This is a genomic window from Paraburkholderia sp. CNPSo 3272 (assembly GCF_024206495.1).
GTDB lineage: Bacteria > Pseudomonadota > Gammaproteobacteria > Burkholderiales > Burkholderiaceae > Paraburkholderia.
In genome coordinates, this window is the sequence record NZ_JAMBPQ010000029.1 from 40,056 (window position 1) to 57,312 (window position 17,257).

The 17,257-nt window shown below is 68.4% G+C and carries 12 protein-coding genes; 6 read left to right on the forward strand and 6 right to left on the reverse strand.

Annotated elements, in window-relative coordinates:
• The first annotated feature begins 38 nt into the window (after positions 1–38).
• The 4 genes from glgX to treY are packed head-to-tail and all read left to right on the forward strand — an operon-like array spanning position 39 to position 9,308.
• Positions 39–2,258, forward strand: coding sequence for a glycogen debranching protein GlgX (gene glgX / locus M3I53_RS27425; RefSeq protein WP_254319007.1), 2,220 nt, complete (start codon positions 39–41; stop codon positions 2,256–2,258).
• A 26-nt stretch (positions 2,259–2,284) separates the two neighbouring features.
• Complete coding sequence (treZ, locus tag M3I53_RS27430) at positions 2,285–4,186, forward strand: malto-oligosyltrehalose trehalohydrolase (RefSeq protein WP_254319008.1); 1,902 nt, start codon at positions 2,285–2,287, stop codon at positions 4,184–4,186.
• Complete coding sequence (gene malQ, locus M3I53_RS27435) at positions 4,183–6,426, forward strand: 4-alpha-glucanotransferase (RefSeq protein ID WP_254319009.1); 2,244 nt, start codon at positions 4,183–4,185, stop codon at positions 6,424–6,426. Before treZ ends, malQ begins: the two co-directional genes overlap by 4 nt.
• Positions 6,423–9,308 carry a malto-oligosyltrehalose synthase gene (treY, locus tag M3I53_RS27440; protein ID WP_254319010.1) on the forward strand — a complete coding sequence of 962 codons (2,886 nt, stop codon included), beginning with the start codon at positions 6,423–6,425 and terminating at the stop codon, positions 9,306–9,308. Before malQ ends, treY begins: the two co-directional genes overlap by 4 nt.
• 15 nt (positions 9,309–9,323) lie before the next feature.
• Here treY and M3I53_RS27445 read toward each other — a convergent pair whose 3' ends face one another.
• Both M3I53_RS27445 and M3I53_RS27450 read right to left on the reverse strand, forming a co-directional pair.
• Positions 9,324–10,730 (reverse strand): hemolysin family protein, encoded by a 1,407-nt coding sequence (locus M3I53_RS27445; RefSeq protein ID WP_254319011.1) that lies wholly within the window; start codon positions 10,728–10,730, stop codon positions 9,324–9,326.
• Between the two features lie 126 nt (positions 10,731–10,856).
• Positions 10,857–11,618: a sensor histidine kinase KdpD gene (locus M3I53_RS27450; protein WP_254319012.1), complete on the reverse strand. Its 762-nt coding sequence runs from the start codon at positions 11,616–11,618 to the stop codon at positions 10,857–10,859.
• A 154-nt stretch (positions 11,619–11,772) separates the two neighbouring features.
• On the opposite strand from M3I53_RS27450, the gene M3I53_RS27455 reads away from it, so the two are divergent.
• Both M3I53_RS27455 and M3I53_RS27460 read left to right on the forward strand, forming a co-directional pair.
• Positions 11,773–12,114, forward strand: coding sequence for an FKBP-type peptidyl-prolyl cis-trans isomerase (locus M3I53_RS27455; protein ID WP_028202932.1), 342 nt, complete (start codon positions 11,773–11,775; stop codon positions 12,112–12,114).
• Between the two features lie 54 nt (positions 12,115–12,168).
• Positions 12,169–12,972, forward strand: a complete 804-nt coding sequence (locus M3I53_RS27460) for an AraC family transcriptional regulator (RefSeq protein ID WP_254319013.1) — start codon at positions 12,169–12,171, stop codon at positions 12,970–12,972.
• Between the two features lie 15 nt (positions 12,973–12,987).
• Here M3I53_RS27460 and M3I53_RS27465 read toward each other — a convergent pair whose 3' ends face one another.
• The 4 genes from M3I53_RS27465 to M3I53_RS27480 form a co-directional block, all read right to left on the reverse strand.
• Positions 12,988–13,863: an MOSC domain-containing protein gene (locus tag M3I53_RS27465; RefSeq protein ID WP_254319014.1), complete on the reverse strand. Its 876-nt coding sequence runs from the start codon at positions 13,861–13,863 to the stop codon at positions 12,988–12,990.
• 274 nt (positions 13,864–14,137) lie between these two features.
• Positions 14,138–15,682: an amidophosphoribosyltransferase gene (gene purF, locus M3I53_RS27470; RefSeq protein ID WP_254319015.1), complete on the reverse strand. Its 1,545-nt coding sequence runs from the start codon at positions 15,680–15,682 to the stop codon at positions 14,138–14,140.
• A gap of 125 nt (positions 15,683–15,807) precedes the next feature.
• Entirely contained in the window at positions 15,808–16,302 is a 495-nt protein-coding gene (locus M3I53_RS27475) for a CvpA family protein (protein ID WP_254319016.1), read from the reverse strand.
• A gap of 7 nt (positions 16,303–16,309) precedes the next feature.
• The gene (locus M3I53_RS27480) at positions 16,310–17,233 is read right to left on the reverse strand and encodes an SPOR domain-containing protein (RefSeq protein ID WP_254319017.1); all 924 of its coding nucleotides are present in this window, start codon (positions 17,231–17,233) and stop codon (positions 16,310–16,312) included.
• Positions 17,234–17,257: the final 24 nt, after the last annotated feature.

The window sequence follows — 17,257 nt, forward strand, 5'->3', positions numbered from 1 at the left end:
CCCGATGCAAAACGAAGAACAACAGATGGAGCATCGTCATGGCAAACGGTCCGCCTGAGCGCCTGCTGACCGGCTCCCCCTGGCCGCTCGGGGCGACGTGGGACGGACTCGGCACCAACTTCGCCGCATTCTCGGCCCACGCCTGGCGCATCGAGCTGTGCCTCTTCGACCCCACCGGCCGCAAGGAGCGCATTCGCTACACCTTGCCCGAATGCACCGACGAGGTCTGGCACGGCTATCTGCCGGGCGCGCATCCCGGCACCGTCTACGGGCTGCGCGCGCATGGGCCCTATCAGCCGCATCTGGGGCACCGCTTCAATCCGCACAAGCTGCTGCTGGACCCTTACGCGAAGCAGCTCATCGGCCAGTTCCGCTGGTCGGACACGCTCTATGGCTATCGCGCGCATTCGAACCGCGTGGATCTCTCGATCGACCGGCGCGATTCGGCACCCGCCATGCCCAAGTGCGTGGTCGTGAACGACAACTTCGACTGGTCGCGAGACAGGCGCCCCAATACACCGTGGGGCGACACCGTCATCTACGAGGCGCATCTGCGTGGGCTGACGATGCAGCGCCACGATTTGCGCACGCACATGCGCGGCACGTTCGCAGGGTTAGCCGCGCCGCGTTTCATCGAGCACCTGCACAAGCTCGGCGTGACGGCCATCGAGATCCTGCCAGTGCAGGCGTTTCTCTCCGAGCGCTTTCTGATCGATCGCGGACTGCGCAACTACTGGGGCTACAACTCCGCCGCGTTCTTCGCGCCCGAGCCCAGCTACCTCGTGGGCTACGACACCGACGAAATGCGCATTGCCGTGCGACAGCTTCATGCGGCGGGTATCGAAGTCATTCTAGACGTGGTCTACAACCACACCTGCGAAGGCGGCGAAATGGGCCCCACCGTCTCGTGGCGCGGCCTCGACAACGCCAGCTATTACCGCTGCGTGCCTGGGGACGAGCGCCACTTCATCAACGACACGGGCTGCGGCAACACGCTCGACCTGTCACATCCACGCGTGCTGCAGATGGTCGCCGACTCGCTGCGCCACTGGGTCACGTCATACGGCATCGACGGCTTTCGCTTCGACCTTGGCGTCACGCTCGGGCGCGAGCCCGCGGGCTTCGACCCGAACGGCGGCTTCTTCGACGTGCTGCGTCAGGACCCCGTGCTGTCGCAATGCAAGCTGATTTCCGAGCCGTGGGACGTGGGCCCGGGCGGCTATCAGCTTGGCAACCATCCCCCCGGCTTTTCCGAATGGAACGATCGCTTTCGCGACAGCGTGCGGCGCTACTGGCGCGGCGCGCCGGGCCAGCGCGCCGACCTCGCGGCGCGCCTGACCGGCAGTGCTGACCTGTTCGACAAACGCAAGCGCCGGCCCTGGGCGTCGATCAATTTCGTCACCTCGCACGACGGCTTCACGCTCGCCGACCTCGTTTCTTACGAGCGCAAGCATAACGAGGCGAACGGCGAGGAGAACCGCGACGGCCACAACGAAAACTGGAGCGCTAACTGGGGGGTGGAAGGCCCGACCGACGACCCCGCCATCCTCGCCACGCGCGCGCGCGTGGGCCGCTCGATGATGGCCACGCTCCTCATCGCGCTCGGCACTCCCATGCTGCTCGCAGGCGACGAGGCCTGCCGCACGCAGCGCGGCAACAACAACGCGTACTGCCAGGACAACGACATTTCGTGGTTCGACTGGGCGCTCGCCGAAACGCCCCAGGGCAAGGCCATGACGCGTTTCGCCGCGCGCGTGATCGCGCTGCGCCGCGAACATCCGCTGCTGCACGAAACGCGCTTTCTGTTCGGCGAGCGCGACCTGATGCCGGGCGTCCACGACATCGACTGGTTCGACGAACGCGGCGAGTCGCTCTCGCCAGAGGCATGGCACGACCCGGAAGCGAGCGCATTCACCATGCGGCGCGCGGGAGCGGGACTCCACGGCCAAATGGAAGTATTGTTGATGATGCTGAACGCCTCGCAGGGCGCGGTGACGTTCGTCGCGCCCGCGCCGCGCATGGCATGGGAGGTGCTGCTCGATACCGCGCGCCCCGACGCGGCGCCCTACGCGCTGCCCGACACGACGTACGAGCTGGCAGCGCGCGCGCTCGCCGTGCTCTGCGCCCGTCCGGCGCGCGCCGACACGCACCGGCCAGCGGCCGCGCGCGGCGACGCGCCCACGCCGGACCCGCGCCGCACGCCGGGCGCTTCCGGCTCGGGCGCCTCCGCCCGCCCGGACGAAGCCGCCGCTGGATAGGAACAGGACGCAACGAGGAATCCACCATGTCCCCGCTTTCGCACCATCCGCACACCCGCCAGTACATGTATTGCCTGCCGTTCGGCGCACAGCTGACCGGCGCGGCGCAGGCGCAGCCGCATACGCGCTTTCGCTTCTGGGCGCCGTCGTGTCAAACGGTGCAGGTCGTGTTCGAGAACGTAAGAGACGCACCGCCGCTCGACATGACGCCGAGCGGCAACGGCTGGTTCGAAGCGCAGGCGCCGTGCGGGCCGGGCACGCTGTACCGCTACCGCATCGACGGCCAGCAACACGTACCTGACCCCGCATCGCGCTTCCAGCCGCAGGGCGTGCACGGGCCGAGCGAAGTGCTCGACCCGCGCGCGTACGCCTGGCAGCATGCGCACTGGCAGGGACGCCCCTGGGAAGACACCGTGATCTACGAGCTGCACGTGGGAGCGCTGGGCGGATATCAGGGTGTAATGAAACGTCTGCCCGCGCTCGCGGCGCTCGGCGTGACGGCCGTCGAACTCATGCCGCTCAACGACTATCCGGGCGAGCGCGGCTGGGGTTACGACGTCGTGCTGCCTTACGCGCCGCACGCGGCCTATGGCAGTCCTGACGAACTCAAAGCGCTCGTCGATGCCGCGCATGGGCTGGGGCTGCAGATGTTCATCGACGTCGTGTACAACCACTTCGGCCCCGACGGCAACTGGCTCGGCCTCTACGCCAAGCCGTTTTTCCGCCAGGACGTGAAGACGCCGTGGGGCGAAGCGTTCGACTTCGACCGCTTCGAAGTGCGCGACTATTACTGCGACAACGCGCTTTACTGGCTCATGGAATATCGCTTCGACGGTCTGCGCATTGACGCTGCGCACGCGATCGGCAACACCGCCTGGCTGCGCGAACTGGCCGACCATGTGAAGGCGCGCGTGGAGCCCGGCCGGCATGTGCACCTCGTGCTCGAAAACGAGCACAACGAAGCCAATCTGCTCGAATCGCATTTCAGCGCGCAATGGAACGACGACGCGCATCACTGCTTTCACGTGCTGCTGACCGGCGAGTCGGAAGGCTACTATCGCGCTTTCCAGGATTCGCCCATCGGCAAGCTTTCACGCGTGCTCGGCGAAGGCTTCGCTTACCAGGGCGACCCGTCGCCCGTGCACGGGGGCAAGCCGCGCGGCGAACCGAGCGCGCATCTGCCGCCCACCGCATTCGTGATGTTCTTGCAGAACCACGACCAGATCGGCAACCGCGCAATGGGCGACCGGCTGCGCACGCTGGCCGACGACGACGCCCTGCGCGCCGCCACGGCAGTGTTGCTGCTGTCGCCGCAGATTCCGCTGCTCTTCATGGAAGAGGAATACGGCTCGACGCAGCCGTTTCAGTTCTTTACCGCCTTCACCGGCCAGCTCGCCGATGCGGTGCGTGAAGGCCGCCGTCGCGAATTCAAGGCGTTCGGCGCGTTTAGCGACGAAGCGAGCCGCGCGCGCATCCCCGATCCGAACGATCTGCAGACCTTCGTGAATTCGTCGCCGCTGGCCGACGCGCCGCTCAGCGGCGAAAGGCTCGAATGGATGCATTTCTACAAGTCGGCGCTCTGCGTGCGGGCGCATTTGCTGATGCCGCGCCTGCGCCACGTACGCGCGCTCGGCGCGACCGTGATTGCCGACGACGCCGCGAACGGCCTCGCCGCGCTCGTCGCGCGCTGGCGCCTCGACGATGGCGAAACGCTCACGATCGCGCTGAACCTCGGCCGCGACGGCGTGCCGCTCGATCCCCAGCCCGAGGGCATGGTGATCTTCGAAACGCCGCCGCGTGCGCGCGACCATGCCGACAACGGCGTGCTGCCCGAGAGCGCGTGCATTGCATGGCTCACTGGCAACGTGCCCGAGTATTCGAGCGAACACGACGCGCGCATCGTGCATCGCGAGGAGCCCAACGCATGAGCCCGGCGCGCCGCGGCGAAACGCTCGCGACCCTCGCCGCCCGCGCGGGCTTCGAGGTCGAATGGACCGACGCGCACGGCACCGTGCAGCGCGTGCCCGACAGCACGCTCGCCGCCCTGCTGGAATGCGCGGGCCTGCCTTGCGCCAACGCCACGCAGATCCGCCAGAGCACCTCCGCGCTCAACGCGGAACAGTCGGCGCGGCGACTGCCCCCGCTCATCACCGCCGAATACGACAGCGCGATCGAGCTGCCGCCTTCGGCCGTACGCGCGGGCAGCCACTATCGGATCGACCTCGAAAGCGGCGAGCATATCGAAGGCCGCTTCACCTCGCCGCGCGGCGAGAGCGCGCTGCTCGCGCCGCTCGCGGAGCCGGGCTACCACACGCTCACCGTCAACGACCATCGGCTGACGATTGCGGTCGCGCCGCCGCACTGCCATACCGTCGCCGACGCCTGGCGCGCACGTCATGGCGACAACGGCGCAGTGCCACCGCTGTGGGGCCTCGCCGCGCAATTGTACGGACTCCGACGCAACGGCGACGGCGGCATCGGCGACTACACCGCGCTCGCGACGCTCGCCGCGCAAAGCGCGCAGCGCGGCGCGCAGGCGCTCGCGGTGAGCCCGACCCATGCGATGTTCAGCGCCGAGCCGGGCCACGTCAGCCCCTATTCGCCGTCGTCGCGCCTGTGGGTCAATGTCGCGCATATCGACCCCGCCGCGGAATTCGGCGCGAAGGCCGCGCACGACGCGAGCGTGGCCGCGAATGCGCTCGACGCCTGGCACGAACTCGAAGCCGCGCCGCTCGTGGACTGGCAGCGTGCGTTGCCGCTCAAGCTCAAGGTGCTGCGCGCGCTGTTCGAGCGCTTCGACGCCGAAGAGCGCGCGAGCGGCTCGCCGCGCGCCGCCGCCTTCGCGGCATTCTGTGCGCAGGGCGGCGAGGCGCTCGAAGACCACGCGCGTTTCGAGGCGCTGCAGGAAGCCATGCTGCACGGCCCCGGCGGCGCGCGCCACTGGCGCGACTGGCCCGAGCCGCTGCGCGACCCGCGCAGCGCCGACGTGGCGACGTTCGCGCAGGAGCACCGGCGTGAAGTCGACTTTCACTGTTTCCTGCAATGGCTCGCGGCGCAGGGGCTCTCGGGCGCGCAGCGCAGCGCGCGCGAGGCCGGCATGGCGATCGGCCTCGTCGCCGATCTCGCCGTGGGTTGCGACGGCGCCGGCTCGCACGCGTGGTCGCTGCCGCAGGACATGCTGCAGCGCGTTTCGGTCGGCGCCCCGCCCGACATCTTCAACCAGGCCGGGCAAAGCTGGGGCCTCACGACGTTCTCGCCGCGCGCCATGCACAACAACGGCTTTCGCGCGTTCATCGACATGCTGCGCGCCGCCTTCGCCCATGCGGGCGGCGTGCGCATCGATCACATCCTCGGGCTGCGCAGGCTCTGGCTCGTGCCCGAAGGCGAAAGCGCACGCCATGGTGCGTATCTGCGCTATCCGTTCGACGACCTCGTGCGGCTCATCGCGCTCGAATCGTGGCGGCATCGCGCGATCGTGATCGGCGAAGACCTCGGCACCGTGCCGCCAGGGCTGCGCGAGCGGCTCGCCGCGCACGGCCTGTATGGCATTCGCGTGCTGTGGTTCGAGCACGACGGCAAGGGCTTTCTCGCGCCCGAGCGCTGGGACCCGCACGGCGTCGCGACGACCACCACGCACGATCTGCCGACCGTCGCGGGCTGGTGGAGCGGCGCGGACATCGACTGGCGCAACCGCATCGGCCAGACGCTCCCGCGTGCCGACGGGCGCGACCCCGTCGCGGTCGACCAGGCGCGGCGCGCGACAGATCGCGTCGCGCTCTGGCATGCGCTGCAGCACAGCGGGCTCGCGCCGCGCGACACCGAACCGCCGCCCGCCGACGAGCCGCCCGTGAATGCCGCGCTCGCCTATGTCGCGGCAACGCACAGCCCGCTCGTCACGTGCCCGCTAGAAGACCTGCTCGCGTTGTCCGACCAGCCGAATTTGCCCGGCTCGATCGACGAGCATCCGAACTGGCGCCGCCGCCTGCCGCTGCCCGTCGAGGCGCTGTTCGCCGATGCGGCCGTCGCCGCGCGCGTCGAAGCCGTCGTACGCGCACGCGAGGCCGTCGCGCGCACCGAGGCCGACCCGGGCGCCGATGCAGGCGCGAGCGACGCCAACTCAACCGCCAGCTCGGCGCCAGGTGCGCCCGAAAAGAAGCCGACGCCATGACACACCCTCGCGCGACGCTGCGCCTGCAGCTCCACCACGGCTTCACGTTCGTCGACGCGCTCGCGCAGCTCGACTACTTCGCCGCGCTCGGCGTAAGCCATCTCTACCTTTCGCCCGTCACGACCGCGCAGCCCGGGTCGATGCACGGCTACGACACCGTCGACTACGGCACGGTGAGCGCGGAACTGGGCGGCGAAGGCGCGCTGCGCCGCTTCGCCGCGAAAGTGCACGAGCGTGGCATGGGCATCATCGCCGACTTCGTGCCGAATCACATGGGCGTGGGCGGCGGCCACAACGCCTGGTGGCTCGACATCCTCGAATGGGGCCGTCACAGCGCGTACGCGCGCCACTTCGACGTGGACTGGCACTCGCCCGACCCTGCCCTGCGCGGCAAGGTGCTGATGCCGTTTCTCGGCGCACAGTACGGCGAAGAACTCGCCGCGGGCCGCATCGAGCTGAAGTTCGACCCCGCCACCGCGCGCTTTTACGTGCAGTACGGGCCGCACGTGTGCCCGATCTGTCCGACCGATTACGCGGCGCTCCTGCAGTCCGCGAACCGCGCCGATCTGAACACGCTCGCCGGACCGTTCCAGGGCCTCACGACCCAACCCGACGACCAGGCGCGCGCCGCCGCGGGGCGCGACGCGCTGCGCGCGTTCGTCGAGCGGGCCGGCACGGACCCCATCGACTTCGTTCTGGAATCCTATTCAAGCGCCGACCCGGTGCCGCGCGAGCGGCTGCACCGCCTGCTGGAGCGCCAGCACTTCCGGCTCGCGTGGTGGCGCACCGCCACCGACGAGATCAACTGGCGGCGCTTCTTCGACATCACGGCGCTCGCCGGCGTGCGCGTGGAACGGCACGACGTGTTCGAGGCCGTGCACAAGCTCGTGTTTCGCCTCTATGCCGACGGCGTGATCGACGGCATGCGCATCGATCATATCGACGGACTCGCGGACCCGCGCGAGTACTGCGAGCGCCTGCGGCAGCGGCTCGCTGCGTTGCGCGCCACGCCGCCGTTCATCGTGGTCGAGAAGATTCTCGCGCAAGGCGAAACGCTGCGCGACGACTGGCCCGTGCAAGGCACGACCGGCTACGACTTCATGAACGACGTGGGCGCCTTGCTGCACGATCCCGCGGGCGCAGCGCCGCTCTTCGAGGCGTGGAGCGCCATCTCCGGCGACGACCGGCCGTTTACGGCCTACGCGCTGGATGCGCGCCGCGAAATGCTGGCCGCCTATCTGCCCGCGGAACTCGACCATGTGACGCGCGCGCTGCACCGAATCGCGCGCGAACTTCCGGGTACGCGCGACACCACGTATGCGTCGGTGCATCGCGTGGCCGCGCATCTGGCCATGTACTTCCCGATCTACCGGATTTATCCGGCGAACGGCTTGCGCAGCGCGCTCGACAACCGTTATTTCGACGTTGCGCTCGACGCCGCGCGACGCGCACTGCCGCGCGCGAGTCTGGCGGCGCTCGATCTCGTCGATGGCTGGCTCGGCGGCCGCACCCCCGAACCGGCCGCGAACAACGCCACCAGCGGCAGCGGCAGCGGCAACAGTAGCGTCGGCGCCAGGCCGCCACGCGCCGCGTCAGGCGGTGCGAACGCGAGTGCGGGCAACAACCCGGCGAATACGCCGCTCAGCCACGCGCTGATCGCGCAACGCACGGCGCTCGCGCTGTTTTCGCAGCTCACCGCGCCGCTCGCGGCGAAGGCCACGGAGGACACCGCGCTCTATCGCTACGGCCGCCTGCTCTCGCGTAACGAAGTGGGCGCCGACCCCGACGATTTCGCGCGCACGCTGCATGACTTTCACGCGACGAACCGGCTGCGCCAGCGGCGTCCTTATGGCCTGCTCGCCACCGCCACGCACGACCACAAGCGCGGCGAGGACGTGCGTGCGCGACTCGCCGTATTGAGTGAGATTGCGCTCGACTGGAGCGCCACGCTGCGCGCCTGGTCGACGCTGAACCAGACGCATCGCCGCAACGACGGGGGGGCCGGCGCGGCGTGGTCGCCGGGACCGGCCGCCGAGGCGATGCTGTATCAAACGCTGGTGGGCTGCTGGCCGCCCGAACTGGACCCGGGCGACGAAGCGGGGGTGCATGCGCTGGCAGAGCGCGTCTCGACGTGGCTGCTCAAGGCGTTGCGCGAAGCGAAGCTGCGCACGAACTGGCTCTCGCCCGACGAGACCTATGAGTCGGAGTGCCAGGCATTTCTCTTCGATATCCTCGCACCGCAACGGCGCGACGGCTTCCTGCAGGCGCTGGCCGGATTCGTCGCGCGCGTGGCGCCCGCAGGGGCGCTCAATACGCTGCTGCAAACGGTGCTGCGGCTCACCTCGCCGGGCGTGCCCGATCTCTATCAGGGCACCGAACTCTGGGATTTCAGCCTCGTCGATCCGGATAACCGGCGGCCCGTCGATTACGCCGCCCGCGCGGCCGCGCTAGATGAGCAAGCGCCCGCCGCGAAGCTGCAGGACTGGCGCAACGCGCAGGTGAAGCTGGCCACCGTGCACCGCCTGCTCGCGCTGCGCTCGCGCGCGCCCGAACTGCTGCGCGAAGGCGACTACCTGCCGCTCACAGCAAGCGGCGCGCAGGCCTCGCATGTGATCGCGTTCGCGCGCCATCACGGCGACGCGTGGGCCATCGTGATCGGCACACGCCTCGCGGCGGGTTTGCTCGATGGCGACACCCCGCTCGTCGCGCCCGAGCGCTGGGAAGACACGACGGTCGAGTTGCCCAAAGGATGCGCGCCAGCCACACTGCACGACTGGCTCAGCGACGCGACCCACGCGGTGGGCGAAGGCGGCACGCTCGCACTGCGCGACATCCTCGGCGCAATGCCCGTAGCGGTGCTCTCTACAGTCACGCGCAACTAAGCACGCGGGGCGCGCTCAGCCGCCCTCGTCCTCGAGATCTTTCGGATACACGCGCACGAGCACGATGCGCGGCCCCCTCATTTTCTTCACGACGATGTCGAAGCGGTCGAACCCGACGCGCTGCCCTTCGGTGGGCAGGTCGTTGAGCGCATGAATCACGAGACCGCCCACCGACTCCGCACGCCCTTCGTCGATGTCGATGCCGAGCGCCTGCTCGAGCGACACCACCGGCAGGCTGCCGCGGCCCATCAGCGTGCCGTCGTCCATGCGGGTCCAGTCGGTGTCGGCCTGGTGAAATTCGTCGTGAATCTGGCCCACGAGCGCGCCGAGCAGGTTGTCGAGCGTGAGAAAGCCGACCGGGCGCGCGTTCTTGTGCCCCACCAGCGCGAAATGTGGCGCGCCCTTGCGAAAGCGGCGGAACAGCGCGAGCGCGGGCGTGTCCGGCCGCACGTACTGCACGGGGCGCACGAATTTGCCGAGATCGCTGAGGGCGTTGCCTGCCTCGCGCGCGAGCAGCAGGTCCTTCAGGTGGATGAGGCCCGCCACGCGCTCGCCCGCGGCGTCTTCGAACAGCGGGTAGCGGCTGAAACGATGGCGCGCCACGATCTGCATGTTCTCGCGCAGAGACAGGTCGCGGCGCAGGCCCACCATCTCGTGCGTAGGCCGCATGAGGTCGGAAATCGTGAGGCGCGAAAAATCGAGCGAATGGGCGAGCGTGTTCCATTCGTCGGCGCTATAGGCGTTCGCGGCCGGCGCGGGGAGCAGCGGCACCGCGCCCTTCGCACTTTTTGCGCCGCGCGGCTCGTGCTTCGCGTCATGCGCCTCGGCCTGGGCGGCAGCGCGGCGGCTGCGCAGGATCAGCTTGAGTTCGTCGGTCGAATAGTGCGTGTCGTGGCCGTGCTCCGACGAAAGGCCCGCGAGACGCAGTACCGTGTTCGCGCTCGTGTTGAGCACCCAGATCGCGGGATACATGGTCCAGTAGAAGCCGTAGAGCGGCATGGCCGTCCACAACGAAATCTTCTCGGCCTGGCGGATGGCGAGCGACTTCGGCGCAAGCTCGCCCACCACGATGTGCAGGAAAGAAATGACCGTGAACGCGAACACCAGCGAGATGGCGTGCACCAGATGCGCCGATTGCACGCCGAGCAGTTCGAACACCGGCGCGAGCAACTGCGCGAAAGCCGGCTCGCCGATCCAGCCGAGGCCGAGCGAAGCGAGCGTGATGCCGAGCTGGCACGCGGAGAGATAGGCGTCGAGCTGGCCGTGAACCTTGGCGAGCAGGCGCCCGCGCAGGCCGTGCTGCTGCGCGAGGGCGTGCACGCGCGTGGCGCGCAGCTTGACGAGGCCGAACTCGGCCGCGACGAAGAAACCGTTGAGGGCAACGAGCAGGAACGCCCCGATGAGGGCGAGAAGCTGGATCAAGACACATGGCTCCGAGGGACGAAGCGCTCAGTATAAGGGTGCAAGGTGAATGAAAGGCGCGGGCGGGCTCAATCCGGCGCGCCGCTCACGCGGCGGCCGTTCACGTGTGACCCGGCTCGATTCCGCTCACGCGCCGTTCAGCGGCACATTCAGCACAAGCACCATCTCCTCGCCCTCGCCAACGAGCGCCGGCGCCTCGAAGCGGCCGCCATGCGCCTCGGCCACGCGTTGGCACAACGCCAGCACCCAGCCGTAGCGCCCCGCTTCCTGCTGTTCGCTCGCCTGGGCGCGCGCGAACGGTTCCAGTATGTGCGCCAGCGCGTCGTCGGTGAGCGCCGCACGCGTGGCGTGCCATTGCACTTCCAGTTGCGCGGCAGTGGCGCTCGCGCTCGCCGCGAGCGTCACGCTGCCCCCCTGAGCACTCGTTTCCGCCGCGAACACCAGCATCAGCCACAGCGCCTGCGCAATGCGTTCGCGGTCGCCGTCGAGTGTCGCCGCGCCTGTCGTATCCTGCACCGCGAAGGTCACGCCGCGCGCATCGCCGAGCGCGGCGCGGGCGTCATCCACCGCTTCGCCCAGCAGCGCCGCGACGGCGAACGGCGCGCGCTCGATACGCAGCTTGCGCGTTTCGGCGCGCGTGGTATCGACGAGCGTTTCGAGCAGCCGAACCTGCTGCTCCACGCCCGTGCGAATGCCGCCCAGCGCACGTTGCGCGGAGGCGTCGGCGTTGTCGATCTTGCGCTCGAGCACGTAAGCCCAGCTATGGATTGCATTGAGCGGGCTGCGCAGATCATGCGAGACGCGCGATAGCACGTGGTCGCGCATGAACAGCGCTGCCTCGGCGCACAGGCGCGCAGTGCGCTCGGTACGGTTTTGCGAAGTCGACATCTGATTCCTCGTATTTCGCCCCAAGCCGGGCGAGCGGTCCCCATTATAGGCAGCGGGTAGCGAGCAACTGGCGTGCCCGGCAAGCCGCTGCCCGCCCGGCCCTGCAAAGCGCCTACAATATCGGGTCCAACCTATTCGAATCAGGAGTTTTTCCATGTCTATCGTGACCACCGAATCCGGCCTCAAGTACGAGGACCTGACCGAAGGCACCGGCGCCGAAGCCAAGGCCGGCCAGACCGTCAGCGTGCACTACACCGGCTGGCTGACAGACGGCCAGAAGTTCGATTCGAGCAAGGACCGCAACGACCCCTTCGCCTTCGTGCTGGGCGGCGGTATGGTCATCAAGGGCTGGGACGAAGGCGTGCAGGGCATGAAGGTGGGCGGCGTGCGCAAGCTGACCATTCCGCCGCAACTGGGCTACGGCGTGCGCGGCGCGGGCGGCGTGATTCCGCCGAACGCGACACTCGTGTTCGAAGTCGAGCTGCTCGACGTCTGATGCCCGCTTGACGCTTCACGGCGCTCGCCTTATTTGCAAACGCAACCGGTCAGCATGAATCCGCATCACCACGCCCCCGTCACCGCGCCAGGCGTCGAACTGCGCCGCTACGGCGCGATCGAGGAAACCGATCTGCACGATTTTCACCAGATCGTGCTCGGGCTCGACGGCGAGATGGAGATGACCGTGAACGGCCGGGGCGAGCGCATCGACCGTTGTTCCGCGTGGCTCATTCCGGCGGGGGCGCGGCACGACTACATGGGTATCGGCGATAACCGCCAGCTCGTGCTCGACCTGCCCGCGGCCACGCTCGCGGTGCCCGAACGGCTGTTCGACACCGCGCGCGCCGTGCGCCTCGACCCCGCGCTCACGCAGCTCGTGAGCAAGATCGCACAGCGCGCCGCCGCGGCCACGCCGCCGCGCGACAACGCCGGCCTGCGCGCGCGCCGCTTTCACTGGGACGCCTCGGCGCGCCTGTGCGCGGCCTTCATCGCACAAACCGGCGTGGCAGCCAGCGCCCAGTTCAGCGCGGCTGCCGGGCTGGACTTCGCCCGCATCGACCGCTGGCTGCGCGCGCATCTCGCCCAGCCGCTGCGTATTGCGGATCTCGCCGCGCACTGCGGCTTCGGCATGCGGCGCTTCCATCAGCTTTTTATCGAAGCGTTCGGGGAGACGCCGCATCGCTACCTGCAGCGGCTGCGGCTCGACACGGCGCTCACGCTGCTCGCGGAGCCGCGCGCCTCGCTCACCGACATTGCGCTCGAAGTGGGCTTCGGCGACCAGAGCGCGTTCACACATGCGTTCACGCGCCGCTTTGGGCTCGCGCCCGGCCAGTGGCGCGCGCTGCCGTCACACTGAGCGCGCAGGCGCGGCTCAATCCTCGAAGCGGTATTCCCACGCGGCGCGTGCACCCACCGTCACGTGCTTGCCCACGCCCGTCACGACCATCGCGTTCTGGCCGAACGTGAGGCCGCCGTCCACGCGCGGATCGGCGCGAAACGCAGCGAGCGTGTCGAGCGGTTCGGTGGGCCATTGCGCGTCGCGCTCGCCCGTTAGCTGATCGATCGTCGTGATCGGGCAGCGCGCGCAGGGCTTCACGAAACGCAACACGATCTCTTCGCCGCCGGAGGCCGATTCGATGGCGAGCGTGTCGATGAAGTCTTCCTCGAATGCGTCGCCCACGTCGCCGACGACGATGTTCGGACGAAAGCGCGCCATCGGCACGGGCGGCGCGCCCTTCGCCGCGAGGCGCTCGTTGAGTTGCGCGAGCGACGCCTCGCTCGTCACGAGAATCGGAAAGCCGTCGGCAAATTGCGTGGGCGCGTCTTCGCCGTTCGTCCACTTCTTGCTCGCGAGACGCGTCACGTCGTGCGCGAAGCGCAGCAGGCGCACCGGCACGCCTATCGCCTGCGTGAACCACTGCGCCGCGTGATCGCCTTCGTCGAGCGCCTCGAAATTATCGTCCCAGACCGTCGCCCACACGCGCACCTCGCCGCCGCGCGGCGCGAACGGCAGATGGAGCGCTTCGCTCATGCCGTCCATGGTGAGGCGCACGCCGTCTTCGACGAACGCGGGCACGATGCTCGCCATGGCGGCGTACTGGCGCTGCGTGATGAACCGGCCGTTCTCGTCGGCGACCATCCAGTGGCGGTCCCACTCGATGCCCTGCAGGCCGAGCTGCGCATCGTCGAGCGCGATCGCGCCGCATGACTTCACGGGATAGACGAACAACGCACGAACGATGGGCATGGCGAACTCACGGGAAAGAAAAAGGAAATGGGCCGAACGGCGCTTGAGCCACGATGATACAACCGCTGCTTAAAACCGCTTACCGCGCCGCATGGAGCCCGCGCGAGATCGACCGCGAGCTAAGGTCTCGTCCATGTTCGTGTTCCCCGCGTGCTGAACAATCAGGCTTCAATCCTGCACTGGCAGGCGCAAAAAAGCCCGCTTTCGCGTCGGCAGAAAGCGGGCTTTCGGATCGGCGGGAACGCGAGCCTCACGCTCGCGTTCGCCGACGGGATCACTCCACCGAGAGCTGCAGGTGCAACTGCGAGCGGGAGCCGCCGTCCATCGCGTCGCTGGCGGCGTCGCGGTCCGATTGCGCCTGGGGCGCGAGGCGCGCCGTCTCGATGTTGTCGAGGTACGTGCTCGTGATGTCGCCGGTGATGTAGTCGCCGTCGAAGCAAGAAGCTTCGAACTCCTTCAATTCCGGATTGATGTCGCGCACTGCCTGCTTGAGCGAGTCCACGTCCTGATACACGAGGTAATCCGCGCCGATGATGCGCGCCACTTCGTCATCGGTGCGGCCGTGGGCGACAAGCTCGCCGCGCGTCGGCATGTCGATGCCATAGACATTCGGGTACTTCACGGGCGGCGCCGCGGAAGCGAAGATCACCTTGGTCGCGCCGGCGTCGCGCGCCATCTGCACGATTTCCTGCGAGGTGGTGCCGCGCACGATCGAGTCGTCGATGATCAGCACGTTCTTGCCCTTGAACTCGATGCCCATGGCGTTGAGCTTCTGGCGCACCGACTTCTTGCGCATGGCCTGGCCCGGCATGATGAAGGTGCGGCCCACGTAGCGGTTCTTGAAGAAGCCTTCGCGATACTCCACGCCGAGCTTGTTCGCGACCTGCATGGCCGCGGGGCGCGACGAATCGGGGATCGGCATGACCACGTCGATCTTCACGTCGGGCAGCTCGCGCTTGATCTTCTCGGCGAGATAGTCGCCCATGCGCAGACGTGCGTTGTACACGGGCACGCCGTCGAGCACCGAGTCCGGACGCGCGAGATACACGAGTTCGAAGATGCAGGGGTTGAGCGTCGGCGCCGTGGCGCATTGCTGCGAGTGGAAGTTGCCGTCGAAGTCGATGAACACCGCTTCGCCGGGGCGAACGTCGCGCACGAACTCGAAACCGATGCCTTCGAGCGCCACCGATTCCGATGCGAGCATCCATTCGGTGCCTTCCGGCGTTTCCATCTTGCCGATGCACAGCGGGCGAATGCCGAACGGGTCGCGGAACGCGAGCAGGCCGTAGCCGGAGATCAGCGAGACGATCGCGTACGAGCCACGCAGGCGGCGGTGCACACCCGCAACGGCCTTGAAGAGCGCAGCCGGGTCGAGCTCGAGGCCCGAGGTCGCGAGCTGCACTTCGTGCGCGAGCACGTTGAGCAGCACTTCGGTGTCGGAATGCGTGTTGATGTGGCGCCGATCCACGCGGAACATCTCTTCCTTGAGCTGTTGCCAGTTCGTGAGATTGCCGTTGTGGGCGAGGACGATGCCGAACGGCGCGTTCACGTAGAACGGCTGGGCTTCTTCTTCGCTCGACGCCGAGCCGGCCGTCGGGTAGCGCACCTGGCCGATGCCGCTGGTGCCGGGGAGGCTGCGCATGTTGCGCGTGCGGAACACGTCGCGCACCATGCCGTTGGCCTTGTGCATGTGGAACGTGCTGCCGTTCGCGGTGGCAATGCCGGCCGCGTCCTGACCGCGGTGCTGCAGGAGCAGCAGCGCGTCATAGAGGAGCTGGTTGACGGGAGAGCGGGAAACTACGCCTACGATGCCGCACATGGCAGGTCCTTCAAAAAAGCGAAATCGGTCGCGGGTCACCCGGCTTCATCAACACCGGTCGAGCGCCGCAAATGGGCAGTGTTGCCGGGAACCTGCGCCTCGTTTCGCGTCCGACCAGTTTCTGATCAGACGTGTACGTAGGCCGCGAGCGCCTCGGGCAACAGCGGTTTCAGTTCGTGCACGCCCTGCACGGCATACGGCCGCAGCAGCGCGTGGCGCCAGAAGTCCTGCTGGGGCAGCTCAGTCAGCCCGCCGAGGACGACGAGGATCAGCACCAGCACGACGCCTCGCACGAGGCCGAACATCATTCCGAGCGAACGGTCCACGCCGGACAATCCGCTTACCTGCACCAGCCGGCCGATCAGTGCGTTGCCCACGCCGGCCACGAGCACCACGGCAATGACGATCAGCGCGAAGGCGATCAGCCACTGGGTGAGCGCCCCGCCCGGCCAGTTCGCCGGAATCCAGGGCACCACGTGGTCCACGTAGCGGCAGGCCACGAGCAACGCCGCGATCCAGCCGATCAATCCAAAAATTTCGCCGATCAAGCCCCGCCACGCGCCGCGCAGCGCCGACAGGCCTATCACCGCCATTACAGCGTAGTCGAATGCGGTAAACATCGACGGCTTATTCCGCGTTGGCGTTCGAGCCCGCCATCAGCCCGGCGCCGCGCACCTTGGCGATCGCCGCCGTGGCCGAGGCGCGGTCCGGGAACGGGCCCGCGCGCAGCAGTGTGCGCGTCGTGCCGTCTGCTTCCTTACGCTGTTCGGTATATGCGGGCACACCCGCAGCTTTCAACTTCGTTACCCAATTGTTCGCTGTCGTGCCGTTCGAGAACGCGCCGAGCTGCACCGCGAAACGCGCGCCCGGGGGCGTCGCCGGGGCGCTGGACTCGGCCTTCGCGCCATTTGCGCCGCTGCTGTCAGCGGCGTCGTTTGCGGCAGTCGTCTGCTTGGTGTTCGCGGCAACGGGCGCGCTGGCCGACGCCGCCGGTTTGGCAGCGGGCTTTTGCGTCTGGGCGGTTTGCGTCGATTGGGCGGGAGCGGCTGCCGCCTGGGCGGGCTTTTTGGCAGCCGCTGCCGGCGTGTTGTCCGTGCTTTGGGCGCTCTGCGTGGCCGCGGCGCCCGAAGCGGCCGCGAGGCCCGACGCGCCAGGCGTCGCTTCGGCGGCTGCGGGATTGTCGGGTGCGACGCCGGCCTGCGTGTCTTCGGCGTCGTGCTGGCGCGCGGCGGCCTTGTCGGTCGGGCGGCTCGGAATGTCGATGGCGATGTCGTCGGTGACGGGCTTCGGGTGCGAATCGAGCACCATCGGCAAGATCACGATGGCCGCGAGCACCAGCGCGATCGCACCGACCAGACGGCGGCGCGCGCGTTGCTTTTCAGGGAGTGTGGGGTCGAGCAGCATTGCCTCGGCGTCGCCCGACCGGTCCGGCCGGCGGCTGCGCCGCTCAACGCGCGCGCCCTGATTGCTGCGCCGGCTGGAGCCGGACTCGGTGCCGCGCCGGCGGGGCGCGTCAGCGTCATCTTTCTTGCCGAACGAGAAAATTCCCATGTATGGCTTGCTGTTGGCCTACCT